13 protein-coding genes are annotated in these 13,010 nt (G+C 37.5%); all 13 read left to right on the top strand.

The window, feature by feature from the left end; all coding sequences use genetic code 11:
- Positions 1–30 precede the first annotated feature (30 nt).
- The 13 genes from ACUN26_RS17435 to ACUN26_RS17375 all read left to right on the top strand — a co-directional run bounded on the left by ACUN26_RS17435 (position 31) and on the right by ACUN26_RS17375 (position 12,954).
- The gene (locus tag ACUN26_RS17435; RefSeq protein WP_000171363.1) at positions 31–1,131 is read left to right on the top strand and encodes a leucine dehydrogenase; all 1,101 of its coding nucleotides are present in this window, start codon (positions 31–33) and stop codon (positions 1,129–1,131) included.
- An 87-nt stretch (positions 1,132–1,218) separates the two neighbouring features.
- Entirely contained in the window at positions 1,219–2,322 is a 1,104-nt protein-coding gene (buk, locus tag ACUN26_RS17430; protein ID WP_000056190.1) for a butyrate kinase, read from the top strand.
- A gap of 4 nt (positions 2,323–2,326) precedes the next feature.
- Positions 2,327–3,748, top strand: coding sequence for a dihydrolipoyl dehydrogenase (gene lpdA / locus ACUN26_RS17425; RefSeq protein WP_000090439.1), 1,422 nt, complete (start codon positions 2,327–2,329; stop codon positions 3,746–3,748).
- 27 nt (positions 3,749–3,775) lie between these two features.
- On the top strand, positions 3,776–4,777 hold the full coding sequence (bfmBAA, locus tag ACUN26_RS17420; RefSeq protein ID WP_000852549.1) for a 3-methyl-2-oxobutanoate dehydrogenase subunit alpha: 1,002 nt from the start codon (positions 3,776–3,778) through the stop codon (positions 4,775–4,777).
- Positions 4,778–4,790: 13 nt separating this feature from the next.
- Positions 4,791–5,774 (top strand): 3-methyl-2-oxobutanoate dehydrogenase subunit beta, encoded by a 984-nt coding sequence (gene bfmBAB, locus ACUN26_RS17415; RefSeq protein ID WP_000290072.1) that lies wholly within the window; start codon positions 4,791–4,793, stop codon positions 5,772–5,774.
- A gap of 15 nt (positions 5,775–5,789) precedes the next feature.
- Complete coding sequence (locus ACUN26_RS17410) at positions 5,790–7,103, top strand: dihydrolipoamide acetyltransferase family protein (protein ID WP_000257669.1); 1,314 nt, start codon at positions 5,790–5,792, stop codon at positions 7,101–7,103.
- A 340-nt stretch (positions 7,104–7,443) separates the two neighbouring features.
- Positions 7,444–8,622, top strand: coding sequence for an FtsW/RodA/SpoVE family cell cycle protein (locus ACUN26_RS17405; protein ID WP_000831187.1), 1,179 nt, complete (start codon positions 7,444–7,446; stop codon positions 8,620–8,622).
- A gap of 99 nt (positions 8,623–8,721) precedes the next feature.
- Positions 8,722–9,426 carry a DUF421 domain-containing protein gene (locus ACUN26_RS17400; RefSeq protein WP_000550952.1) on the top strand — a complete coding sequence of 235 codons (705 nt, stop codon included), beginning with the start codon at positions 8,722–8,724 and terminating at the stop codon, positions 9,424–9,426.
- A gap of 70 nt (positions 9,427–9,496) precedes the next feature.
- Complete coding sequence (locus ACUN26_RS17395) at positions 9,497–9,955, top strand: NUDIX hydrolase (RefSeq protein WP_000542538.1); 459 nt, start codon at positions 9,497–9,499, stop codon at positions 9,953–9,955.
- Between the two features lie 144 nt (positions 9,956–10,099).
- Positions 10,100–10,513 (top strand): BrxA/BrxB family bacilliredoxin, encoded by a 414-nt coding sequence (locus ACUN26_RS17390; RefSeq protein WP_001979317.1) that lies wholly within the window; start codon positions 10,100–10,102, stop codon positions 10,511–10,513.
- A gap of 250 nt (positions 10,514–10,763) precedes the next feature.
- Positions 10,764–11,543, top strand: a complete 780-nt coding sequence (locus ACUN26_RS17385; RefSeq protein WP_000735464.1) for a transporter substrate-binding domain-containing protein — start codon at positions 10,764–10,766, stop codon at positions 11,541–11,543.
- 36 nt (positions 11,544–11,579) lie between these two features.
- Complete coding sequence (locus ACUN26_RS17380) at positions 11,580–12,239, top strand: amino acid ABC transporter permease (protein ID WP_001046918.1); 660 nt, start codon at positions 11,580–11,582, stop codon at positions 12,237–12,239.
- On the top strand, positions 12,232–12,954 hold the full coding sequence (locus tag ACUN26_RS17375) for an amino acid ABC transporter ATP-binding protein (protein ID WP_000590222.1): 723 nt from the start codon (positions 12,232–12,234) through the stop codon (positions 12,952–12,954). The genes ACUN26_RS17380 and ACUN26_RS17375 overlap by 8 nt, the downstream gene beginning before the upstream one ends.
- The last annotated feature ends 56 nt before the right edge of the window (positions 12,955–13,010 follow it).

The raw sequence follows: 13,010 nt of genomic DNA, 5'->3' as shown, positions 1-13,010 counted from the left end.
AAAAGGGTAAAACATTAGGGGGAAACGACAATGACATTAGAAATCTTCGAATACTTAGAAAAATATGATTATGAGCAAGTAGTATTTTGTCAAGATAAAGAATCAGGTTTAAAAGCAATTATTGCAATTCATGATACAACACTTGGACCGGCTCTTGGTGGAACAAGAATGTGGACATATGATTCTGAAGAAGCGGCGATTGAAGATGCATTGCGTCTTGCAAAAGGGATGACATATAAAAACGCAGCAGCTGGTTTAAACCTAGGTGGAGCGAAAACAGTAATTATCGGTGACCCACGTAAAGATAAGAGTGAAGCGATGTTCCGTGCATTAGGACGCTATATTCAAGGATTAAACGGACGTTACATTACAGCTGAAGATGTTGGTACTACAGTAGATGATATGGATATTATCCATGAAGAAACTGACTTTGTAACAGGTATTTCACCTTCATTCGGTTCTTCTGGAAACCCATCTCCAGTAACTGCATATGGTGTATACCGTGGTATGAAAGCAGCTGCGAAAGAAGCGTTCGGTACAGATAATCTAGAAGGAAAAGTAATTTCTGTTCAAGGTGTTGGTAACGTAGCATATCATCTATGCAAACATTTACACGCTGAAGGAGCAAAATTAATTGTTACAGATATTAATAAAGAAGCTGTACAACGTGCAGTAGAAGAATTCGGTGCAACAGCAGTTGAGCCAAATGAAATTTACGGTGTTGAATGTGATATTTACGCACCATGTGCATTAGGCGCAACAGTTAATGATGAAACTATTCCACAACTTAAAGCAAAAGTAATCGCGGGTTCTGCAAATAACCAATTAAAAGAAGATCGTCACGGCGACATCATTCACGAAATGGGTATTGTATACGCACCAGACTATGTAATTAATGCAGGTGGCGTAATTAACGTAGCAGACGAATTATATGGATATAATAGAGAACGTGCGCTAAAACGTGTTGAGTCAATTTATGACACAATTGCAAAAGTAATCGAAATTTCAAAACGCGATGGCATAGCAACTTATGTAGCAGCAGATCGTTTAGCTGAAGAGCGCATTGCAAGCTTGAAAAACTCTCGTAGCACATACTTACGCAACGGTCACGACATTATTAGCCGTCGCTAATCATTCATATATAACTTTTACAAAAGGTGTGGTTACCTCTTATGAGGTTTCCACGTCCTTTTGAATTTATTAGTGGAGGTAGCAACATTGTCCTTAAATCGAATTCTTGTTATTAACCCGGGTAGTACATCCACAAAAATTGGTGTTTTTGATAATGAAAGACCTGTTTTAGAAGAAACAATTCGTCATGATGAAGAAAAGATTGGGAAATATAAACGAATTATCGACCAATATGAGTTTCGAAAAGAAACAATATTAGAAGTTTTACATTCTCACGGTATTAACATTTCAAAATTGAACGCTGTTTGTGGGCGTGGTGGATTACTTCGTCCAATAGAAGGCGGAACATACACAGTAAACGATGCAATGTTAGAAGATTTGAAAAATGGATTTAGCGGTCATCACGCTTCGAATCTTGGAGGCATTTTAGCATATGAAATCGCTTCTGGATTAAATATTCCAGCATTCATTGTGGATCCTGTCGTTGTAGATGAAATGGAACCGATTGCTCGTATAAGCGGTATTGCTGGTATGGAACGTAAAAGTATTTTCCATGCATTAAACCAAAAAGCAGTTGCTCGTAAAGTGGCTGTAGAATTAAACCACAAATACGAGGATTTAAATTTATTAGTTACACATATGGGCGGCGGTATTACAGTTGGTGCTCATAAAAAAGGAAAAGTTATCGATGTTAATAATGGCTTAAACGGAGAAGGACCATTTAGTCCAGAGCGTGCTGGTACAGTACCAGTAGGACAATTAGTTGAGATGTGTTTCTCTGGTGAGTATTACCGAGACGAAATGGTTAAAAAACTTGTCGGACAAGGTGGACTTGTAAGTCTTATCGGTACAAATGATGCAATTAAAGTAGAACAAATGGTTGAAAAAGGCGATCCTGAAGCAACTCTTATTTATAAAGCAATGGCATATCAAGTTGCGAAAGAGATTGGCGGAGCTAGTGCTGTACTTCACGGAAAAATCGATGCAATCGTATTAACTGGTGGACTTGCATACAGTAAAATACTTGTTGATGAAATAAAAGAACGAGTGGATTGGATTGCAGATGTTATCGTACATCCAGGGGAAGATGAGTTAGAAGCGTTAGCAGAAGGAGCACTTCGTGTATTACGTGAAGAAGAAGCGCCGAAAGAGTATGTGGTAAGAGAAAAACAAACAGTAGCTAGGGGTTGAGATAATGGCAAGAGAATATGATTTAGTCATCGTTGGCGGCGGTACAGGTGGATATGTTGCTGCAATTCGCGCATCACAACTAGGATTAAAAACAGCACTTGTTGAAAAAGAAAATCTTGGTGGTACTTGTTTGCATAAAGGATGTATTCCTAGTAAAGCTCTTTTACGTAGTGCGGAAGTATACGCAACTGCTAAAAAAAGCGAAGAGTTCGGAGTTATTGCAAGTAATGTAGAACTAAACTTTGCAAAAGTACAAGAGCGTAAAGAGAAGATTGTAACGCAGCTTCATAAAGGTGTTCAACATTTAATGAAACAAGGTAAAATTGATGTGTTTGAAGGTATTGGTCGTATTCTTGGCCCGTCTATTTTTTCTCCGATGCCAGGGACAATTTCAGTTGAACTTGCAAGTGGAGAAGAGAATGAAATGTTAATTCCAAAAAATGTACTTGTTGCAACGGGTTCTCGTCCAAATTCATTACCAGGTTTAGAGTTAGACGGAGAGTATGTAATGTCTTCAGATCATGCCCTAAAAATGGAAACGCTTCCTAGTTCGATCATTATCGTTGGTGGCGGTGTAATTGGTATTGAGTGGGCATCTATGCTTGCTGACTTCGGTGTAGAAGTTACAGTGTTAGAGTATGCGAAAACGATTTTACCACTAGAAGATCAGGACGTTTCAAAAGAAATGCAACGTCTGTTCAAGAAAAAAGGTATTAAAGTGGTGACTGGTGCAAAAGTATTACCAGAAACATTGGTAAAAGATAATGGAGTAACAATTCAAGCTGAACACAACGGTGAGAATAAAGAATTTAAAGCAGAAAAAATGCTTGTATCTGTAGGAAGACAAGCCAATACGCAAAATATTGGTTTAGAGAATACGGATATCGTTGTGGAAAAAGGATACATTCAAACAAATGAGTTTTATCAAACGAAAGAATCTCATATTTACGCAATTGGAGATGTAATCGGTGGCTTACAACTTGCTCACGTTGCTTCTCACGAAGGAATTGTTGCAGTAGAACATATTGCAGGGAAAGAAGTTACGCCAATTGATTACTCTATGGTATCAAAATGCGTATATAGCAGTCCAGAAGTTGCTTCTGTCGGTTTAACAGAACAAGAAGCGAAAGAAAAAGGCTATAAGTTAAAAGTAGGTAAGTTCTCATTCCGCGCAATTGGAAAAGCGCTTGTATACGGAGAATCTGATGGTTTTGTAAAGCTTGTAGTTGATGAGGAAACAAATGACATTCTTGGTGTTCATATGATTGGACCACACGTAACAGATATGATTTCTGAAGCTGGTCTTGCAAGAGTACTTGATGCAACACCTTGGGAAGTAGCACATACAATTCATCCGCATCCATCATTATCTGAGGCGATTGGTGAAGCAGCACTTGCTGTAGATGGAAGAGCGTTACACGCATAAAAATGTGGATTTAGGAGGTTATGAAAAATGGCAGAAGTAAAAGAAAAGCGCCATGAAGAGCTTGGCTTAAGTGATGAGCAAGTATTAGAAATGTTCCGTACGATGTTACTTGCACGTAAAATTGACGAACGTATGTGGTTATTAAACCGTGCAGGTAAAATTCCATTCGTAATTTCTTGTCAAGGACAAGAGGCTGCGCAAGTTGGAGCAGCGTTCGCTCTTGATAGGGAGAAAGATTATGCATTACCATACTACCGTGATATGGGTGTTGTACTAGCGTTTGGTATGACAGCTAAAGAGCTTATGTTGTCAGCTTTCGCGAAAGCTGGAGATCCAAACTCTGGTGGTCGTCAAATGCCTGGTCACTTCGGTCAAAAGAAAAATCGTATTGTGACAGGTTCATCTCCAGTAACAACACAAGTACCACATGCAGTTGGTATTGCGTTAGCTGGAAAAATGGAGAAGAAAGATTTAGTAACGTTCGTTACATTTGGAGAAGGTTCTTCAAACCAAGGTGACTTCCATGAAGGGGCAAACTTTGCTGGTGTACACAAACTACCTGTTATTTTCATGTGTGAAAATAACAAATATGCAATCTCTATTCCGGTTGAAAAACAATTAGCATGTAAAAACGTATCAGATCGTGCAATTGGTTACGGTATGCCTGGATATACAATAGACGGAAACGATCCGCTTGCAGTATATAAAGCTGTAAAAGAAGCAGCAGACCGCGGCCGACGTGGTGAAGGTCCAACTTTAATTGAAACAGTATCATATCGTTTAACAGCACATTCTAGTGACGATGATGATCGTGTTTATCGTGATAAAGAAGAAGTAGAAGAAGCAAAGAAAAAAGATTCAATTATAACATTTGCAGCTTATTTAAAAGAAGCTGGCGTGTTAACTGAGGAATTTGAAAAACAAATGTTAGACGAAATTATGCATATCGTAAATGAAGCAACAGAATATGCAGAAAATGCTCCGTATGCAGCACCTGAAGATGCATTGAAGCACGTATACGCAGAATAGGGGGGAACGTTTCATGGCTGTAATGTCTTATATTGATGCTATTACATTAGCAATGCGCGAAGAAATGGAACGCGATGAGAAAGTATTCGTTTTAGGAGAAGATGTTGGTAAAAAAGGTGGCGTGTTTAAAGCGACACACGGTTTATATGATCAATTTGGTGAAGATCGTGCACTTGATGCACCGCTTGCAGAATCTGCAATTGCTGGGGTAGCAATTGGTGCGGCAATGTATGGTATGCGCCCAATCGCTGAAATGCAGTTTGCTGATTTCATCATGCCAGCAGTAAACCAAATTGTTTCTGAGGCAGCAAAAATTCGTTATCGTTCTAACAACGATTGGACTTGTCCAGTTACAATTCGTGCGCCATTTGGCGGGGGTGTTCACGGTGCATTGTATCATTCACAATCTGTAGAAGCGATGTTTGCAAACCAACCAGGTTTAAAAATTGTTATCCCTTCTACACCATATGATGCAAAAGGCTTATTAAAAGCTGCAATTCGTGATGAAGATCCGGTACTATTCTTTGAGCATAAGCGTGCCTATCGCTTAATTAAAGGTGAAGTGCCAGAAGATGACTACGTATTACCAATCGGAAAAGCAGATGTAAAACGTGAAGGTGATGATATTACTGTTATCACTTACGGATTATGTGTTCACTTTGCTCTTCAAGCAGCTGAGAAGTTAGCGCAAGATGGCATTTCTGCACACATTCTTGATTTACGTACTGTGTATCCATTAGATAAAGAAGCAATCATAGAAGCTGCTTCTAAAACAGGTAAAGTTCTTCTTGTAACAGAAGATAATAAAGAAGGAAGCATTATGAGTGAAGTGGCGGCAATTATCGCTGAAAATTGTCTGTTTGATTTAGATGCACCAGTTGCACGTCTTGCAGGCCCAGATGTTCCAGCAATGCCATATGCACCAACAATGGAAAAATTCTTTATGGTAAATCCAGATAAAGTTGAAAAAGCAATGCGTGAACTTGCGGAATTTTAATCGGGGGGACTATACATGGCTGTAGAAAATATTACAATGCCTCAGCTCGGGGAGAGCGTTACAGAGGGCACAATTAGTAAATGGCTCGTTAATGTTGGCGATCACGTAAATAAGTATGATCCGCTTGCAGAAGTAATGACTGACAAAGTAAATGCAGAAGTACCATCTTCTTTCACTGGTATTGTGAAAGAGTTAATCGCTGGTGAAGGTGATACGTTAGCTGTAGGTGAAGTAGTTTGTGTCATTCAAGTAGAAGGCGCGGATGAAGTAGCAGCAACAGCTGTAGAAGAAAAAACAAAAGAAGAACCAAAGGCAGAAGTAACTACGCCTGAAAAAGCGCCGAAAGTAAAACAACCAACTGATGGAAAACCACGTTTTTCACCAGCGGTATTAAAACTTGCGGGCGAGCATAACGTTGATTTAGATTTAGTAGAAGGTACGGGAGCAAATGGTCGTATCACTCGTAAAGATATTTTAAAACTAGTGGAATCTGGAAACATTCCGCAAGTAGGTGCGAAAAAAGAGGAAGCTGTAGCAGTAGTAGAAGCGCGCCCAGAAGCATCAAAAGCAGCGCCAGTAGCGCAAAAAGTAGAAGCTGCGAAACCAGTTTCTGTACCGACAATGCCTGGCGATATCGAAATTCCAGTAACAGGTGTGCGTAAAGCAATTGCAGCGAATATGTTACGTAGTAAACATGAGGCGCCACACGCTTGGATGATGATTGAAGTAGATGTGACAAACCTTGTGTCATACCGTAATTCAATTAAAGGTGACTTTAAGAAGCGCGAAGGCTTTAACTTAACGTTCTTTGCTTTCTTCGTAAAAGCAGTAGCACAAGCGTTAAAAGAGTATCCTCAAATCAATTCTATGTGGGCTGGCGATAAAATCGTTCAGAAGAAAGATATTAACCTTTCTATCGCTGTTGCAACAGAGGAAGAACTATTTGTACCAGTAATTAAACACGCGGATGAGAAGACGATTAAAGGTATCGCTCGTGAAATTACAGAGCTTGCAGGAAAAGTACGTACGAAATCGTTAAAAGCGGACGAAATGCAAGGTGGAACATTTACAATTAATAACACAGGATCATTTGGTTCTGTTCAATCTATGGGTATTATTAATTACCCTCAAGCGGCTATTTTACAAGTTGAATCAATTGTAAAACGCCCAGTAATTATGGATAACGGTATGTTCGGTGCTCGTGACATGGTTAACTTATGTTTATCACTTGATCACCGTGTACTAGATGGCTTAATTTGTGGTAAGTTCTTAGGACGTGTAAAAGAAATTTTAGAAAATACGTCAGAAAATAATACATCTGTATATTAATAAAAAGCTCGCTTATGCGAGCTTTTTATCATCTTATTTCTTCATCTACAACCTACTATATGTATAATATCTTTCCCAGTAATCTTACAATGAACGATTATGTATTAGGAATTTATGAAAATACATTGCTGATATATGGTATATGGATATAAAATAAGAAAAGAATAATTTTTTTGGCAAATCTTACTGACGAAACTGTAGTATAATATATTGTATTGTATGAAAAAGAGAGTTATTCTATATAAGTGTTTTATAGATAATGTGTAATCAGTCGTCAAAACATGAAGAATGTTGACTCCTGGTTTTTTATTTTGCTGTAACAATGTTTCAGGAGGATGTCATGAAAAGAAGTACCGAGTTTCTAAAAAGTTTAGATGTAAAATTAATTTTAATTTTGTGTGCACTATGTGTTACGAGTATAGCTGCTATATATAGCAGTCAGCAAACTGGCCAATATGGAGAGGCAAACTTTGCGATGAAACAGGGTTTGAACTACATAATTGGGGTTGTATTGTTATTGCTTGTTGCAAGCATTGACCTAGATCAATTACAAAAATTGTCTTGGCCACTTTATATCGTTGGATTTGCTTCACTTATTCTTTTGAAAATACTACCAGTTTCCACTTTCACACCTGAAAAATTAGGTGCAAAAAGATGGTTTGTATTTCCGCTAGTTGGACAAATTCAGCCGTCTGAGTTTTTCAAAATTTCATTGCTTCTCGTAGTAGCAAGTATAGCAGTGAAACATAATGCACAGTATATGGCAAGGACATTCCAAACGGACTTAAAATTAGTAGGTAAAATCGTGCTAGTATCCCTCCCGCCTATGGCTGTTGTATATAGCCAACCGGATACAGGGATGGTGTTCTTATATGCTGCTGCCATTGCATGTATTTTATTTATGTCAGGTATTCAGAAGAAATTGATAGCGTTATGTACAGTTATTCCAGTCACCATATTAACTACGTTAATATTTATTTACGTAAGGTATGAGGATTTCTTCTTTAATAAGTTAGTTACTTTACTAAAACCTCACCAACAATCACGTATTTTAGGTTGGTTAGATCCATTTGAACATACAGATCAAGGTTATCAAACGCAGCAATCGATTTTAGCTGTAGGTAGTGGCGGTATGGAAGGGAAAGGATTTGGCGAAGGGAACGTCTATATCCCTGAGAAGCATACTGACTTTATTTTCGCTACAATTGCCGAAGAAGGTGGATTTATCGTAGCAGCGTTAGTTGTGTTCTTGTTCCTATTACTACTATATAGAACAATTATTATTGGTTATTCTGCTGATAATTTATTCGGTACATTATTATGTGCTGGATCAATTGGGATATTAACGGTTCAAATATTCCAAAACATCGGTATGATCGTTGGATTAATGCCTGTAAAAGGGATTGCATTGCCTTTCTTATCGTATGGGGGAAGTTCCTTGTTCTCGAATATGATTATGATGGGTCTCATATTATCGGTACGGAAAACGTATAAAAAATATATGTTTTCAGTTAAGTAAAAAAGCTAGTTCGTGTAAAAACGAACTAGCTTTTTTACATATATGCTCTTAAACGTTGCAAACTAAAACAGACTAGCAGTTTGAGATGGGGTGCGAATGATGCATATGCATATTTTTGAAGGGGCACGGCACCTTTCAAATATGGAATGGGTTGTACGGGCTATAATAGCATACGTATTTTTAATATTAGTTACGAAAGCGATGGGGCAAAGATCTATCGCACAACTTCGTTTTTTAGATGTTGTATTAGTGCTATTGCTTGGTGGGAATATTTCTAACGCATTGTCTGATGAAAAAGTAGGGTTACTCGGTTCGATGATTACAACGTTCATACTCGTTGTACTTCATATTATAAGCTCAGTTTTAATGCTGAAATGGGATAGATGGAGACGTTTTTTAGAGCCAGCACCTATCATTCTTATACACAATGGTTCCATTGATTTTAGCAATTTGAAAAAAGCGAGAATTACCGTGGAATATTTATTTTCGGAACTTCGTATGCGAAATGTGAGCGATATTCAAACAATCAAATTAGCATTATGGGAAGCGAACGGTGTCGTTTCTATATTTAGATATCCAGAATATGAAGCAGTTTCGCGACTTGATCTTAAAGTGGCGGGAAAAAAATCTCCAGTTTCTTTTGTATTAGTAAAGGATGGGAGGATTCAGAAAGATGTTCTTGCTTTATTAGGAAAAACAGAAGCGTGGGCGAGAGAATTTCTAGAGGAGAGTACAGAAGTCGAATCTATTATGTTAGCTACAGTAGATGAAGCACATAAAATAAATATTTTGTTAAAAAAATGAAAAATATACGCATTTTGTCGTTTCATACATATGATACAATAGTGTGGACAACGAAAAAGGAGGCGATACGATGGGATATGTAGAAGAATTACGAAAAATAGTTGGTCATCGCCCTTTAATTTTAGTTGGTGCTGTTGTACTCGTTATAAATGAACATGGAGATGTATTATTGCAACAACGAACAGAACCGTATGGAAAATGGGGGCTGCCTGGCGGGCTCATGGAGCTTGGTGAATCACCAGAAGAAACAGCTTACCGTGAAGTATATGAAGAGACAGGTATAGAAGTAAAGAACTTACGATTAATCAATGTGTTTTCTGGAGCGAACTACTTTACAAAATTAGCAAACGGTGATGAATTTCAATCTGTAACGACAGCTTATTATACGGATGAATACGAAGGACATTTTGTTATGAATAAAGAGGAGGCGGTTCAGCTTAAATTCTTTCCAGTAACGGAGCTACCTGACTATATTGTTGGATCGCATAAAAAAATGATTGTTGAATATATGAAAATTATGGAAAAATGACAAAAAGGTGTTAGAGCAAGAGCTCTAACACCTTTTCTATGCTTAAATACAAGTAAACTTACTTGTATTTCATAAACATTAACTGGTAAGATACAAATAGGTAGATTTAGAGGAGGGAAAAGATTGATTAATTTTAACTTTTTTATGAATGATGTTGTTCGTCAAGCGCGTGAAGAGATCGTTTCTGCTGGATATACAGAATTAACGACACCAGAAGCAGTTGAAGAAGCGTTTAAAAGAAATGGTACAACACTTGTAATGGTAAACTCTGTATGTGGTTGTGCAGGTGGTATTGCTCGCCCTGCTGCTGCGCATTCCGTACATTATGATAAACGTCCTAACCATCTTGTAACGGTGTTTGCAGGTCAAGATAAAGAAGCAACAGCAAGAGCTCGTGAATATTTTGAAGGGTATCCACCTTCTTCTCCATCATTTGCTTTATTAAAAGATGGAAAAATTGTAACGATGGTAGAACGTCATGAAATTGAAGGTCATGAACCGATGCAAGTTATTGCGAAATTACAATCGTATTTTGAAGAGAATTGTGAAGAACTATAGATAAGTGAAAAGGCGGTACGCCCACGATTAAGTGGGTGTACCGCCTTTTTTTATTAATTATACAAAGCGATGGAATATACATCGTCTTGTTTTATTATGCAGTTTTTTATGCATTAAGAATGCGTTATTTAATGTTATTTAATTTATTTTTATTTTATATATTGCATAAAAATAAAACTGCTGATACAATACAAACATCGAATAAATATTCTATTAAACTTTTAAATATACATTATTAGGGGGAAGAAAGATGAAGAAGTTATTATCGATATCGTTTGCACTTATTTTAATTGTAAGTATGTTTAGTGCGTGTAGTAATGGGGACGTAAAAGAAGAAAAAGGAAATAAGAAAGTACTTGTAATGGGAACTTCAGCAGACTATAAACCTTATGAATATGTAGAAGCTTCAAAGAGTGATGAAATTATTGGCTTTGACATTGATATTGCAAAGTATATCGGAAAAGAACTTGGGTATGAAGTGAAAGTGAAAGATATGGATTTTGGTGGTTTATTAGCGTCTCTTAGCTCAGGAAAAGTTGATTTTGTAATGGCAGGTATGACGCCAACGGCAGAGCGTAAAAATAATGTAGATTTTACAGATATATATTTTGTTGCGAAAAACATGATTGTTTCTAAAAAGGATTCTAACATTAAATCAGTAGAAGATTTAAAAGGGAAAAAAGTAGGGGTACAAACAGGATCTATTCAAGAAGAGAAGGCGGCGGAATTTAAAAAACAAGTTGATTTCAAAGCTGAGGGACGTGACCGTATACCAGAAATTGTACAAGAAATTAAAGCGGGTCGTTTTGATGCGGCGATTTTAGAAGATACAGTAGCGAAAAATTATTTAGAGAAAATGAAAGATTTACAAGGAATTGAAATTAAAGAAGCGCCAGAAGAAGTAGGAGCAGCAATTGCCCTTCCGAAAAACAGTGATAAAACAGCTGAATTTAATAAAGTGATTAAAAAAATGCAAGAAAACGGAGAAATGGATAAATTAGTGAAGAAGTGGTTTGGCAGCGGAAAATAAGCTGCCTTTCACTTTTCTGTGAAGGGAATGAAAAGAATGAACTTGGATTTTTCGGCGATTACGCCTTCGATACCGTATATATTAAAAGGGCTAGAAGTTACTTTGAAAATTGTAGCAGTATCAGCTTTAGCAGGATTTATTTTAGGAACGTTATTAGCACTTTGTAAGATTGCTAGAATACGAGCATTAAATATAGCGGCAGATCTTTATACATCAATTTTCCGTGGTACACCACTTGTATTGCAATTAATGATTATTTATTTTGGTGTCCCGCAAATAATTGGTTATGAGATACCGGCCTTTTTAGCGGCTGTACTAGCATTTAGTTTGAATTCAGGTGCATATATGTCAGAAGTCATCCGTGCCGGCATTCAAGCGGTTGATAAAGGACAAACTGAAGCAGCGATGGCTTTAGGAATTCCATATGGAAAAATGATGCGAAATATTATTTTTCCCCAAGCTTTAAAAAATATATTACCGGCACTTGTAAACGAGTTTGCGACGCTTACGAAAGAGTCGGCTGTAGTCACAGTAATAGGTGCGACGGATTTAATGCGCCGCGCTTACATTGTAGGCGGTGAAACGTTTAAATATCTTGAGCCGCTACTATTTGTTGGTTTGATCTACTATACGCTAGTCATTATTCTTACATTAGTCGGGAAGGCAATTGAAGGGAGAATGAAAAAAAGTGATTAAAATTGAAAACCTTCATAAATCATTCGGGAAAAACGAAGTATTAAAAGGCATTACAACAACGATTGAAAAAGGGGAAGTAGTTGCAATTATCGGACCGTCCGGATCAGGGAAATCAACATTTTTACGCTGTATGAATGTGTTAGAAGCACCGACAAATGGTCGCATTTGGATTGGAACGGAAGAAGTAACGAATCCGAAAACGAATATAATGCACGTTCGTGAAAATGTAGGAATGGTATTTCAGCATTTTCACCTATTCCCTCATATGACTGTATTAGAAAATATTACGTATGCTCCTATCAATGTAAAAGGAGTAACGAAACAAGAGGCTGAAAAGAAAGCCGAGAAACTTTTAGAAAAAGTAGGCTTGTTAAATAAAAAAGATACGTATCCGAATCGCCTTTCAGGGGGACAAAAGCAACGTGTAGCGATAGCGAGAGCTTTAGCGATGGAACCGGAAGTTATGCTGTTCGATGAACCAACATCAGCGCTAGACCCAGAGATGGTGAAAGAAGTGCTAGAAGTTATGAAATCATTAGTGACGACAGGAATGACGATGGCGATTGTTACGCATGAAATGGGATTTGCAAAAGAGGTGGCAGATCGCGTTCTTTTCTTAGACGGAGGAAACCTTGTAGAAGACAGTCCGCCAGCACAATTTTTTGCAGCACCAAAAAGTGAACGTGCGCAACAATTTTTACAAAAAATATTGTAATATGAAAAGGTTATGTGAATAATAAGTAGAAAAGGATGACATTGTGTCATCCTTTT

This window comes from Bacillus sp. WC2503, assembly GCF_052682895.1.
Note: the sequence above shows the minus strand (reverse complement) of the source record. Positions and strands in the feature narration are given on the sequence as shown.

Excerpts from the sequence above, each read along its gene's own strand:
- ACUN26_RS17385 (WP_000735464.1), top strand. The coding sequence starts at position 10,764 with ATGAAGAAGTTATTATCGATATCGTTTGCACTTATTTTAATTGTAAGT.
- ACUN26_RS17435 (WP_000171363.1), top strand. The coding sequence starts at position 31 with ATGACATTAGAAATCTTCGAATACTTAGAAAAATATGATTATGAGCAA.
- ACUN26_RS17380 (WP_001046918.1), top strand. The coding sequence starts at position 11,580 with ATGAACTTGGATTTTTCGGCGATTACGCCTTCGATACCGTATATATTA.
- ACUN26_RS17400 (WP_000550952.1), top strand. The coding sequence starts at position 8,722 with ATGCATATGCATATTTTTGAAGGGGCACGGCACCTTTCAAATATGGAA.
- bfmBAB (WP_000290072.1), top strand. The coding sequence starts at position 4,791 with ATGGCTGTAATGTCTTATATTGATGCTATTACATTAGCAATGCGCGAA.
- ACUN26_RS17405 (WP_000831187.1), top strand. The coding sequence starts at position 7,444 with ATGAAAAGAAGTACCGAGTTTCTAAAAAGTTTAGATGTAAAATTAATT.
- lpdA (WP_000090439.1), top strand. The coding sequence starts at position 2,327 with ATGGCAAGAGAATATGATTTAGTCATCGTTGGCGGCGGTACAGGTGGA.
- ACUN26_RS17395 (WP_000542538.1), top strand. The coding sequence starts at position 9,497 with ATGGGATATGTAGAAGAATTACGAAAAATAGTTGGTCATCGCCCTTTA.
- bfmBAA (WP_000852549.1), top strand. The coding sequence starts at position 3,776 with ATGGCAGAAGTAAAAGAAAAGCGCCATGAAGAGCTTGGCTTAAGTGAT.
- ACUN26_RS17390 (WP_001979317.1), top strand. The coding sequence starts at position 10,100 with ATGAATGATGTTGTTCGTCAAGCGCGTGAAGAGATCGTTTCTGCTGGA.
- ACUN26_RS17410 (WP_000257669.1), top strand. The coding sequence starts at position 5,790 with ATGGCTGTAGAAAATATTACAATGCCTCAGCTCGGGGAGAGCGTTACA.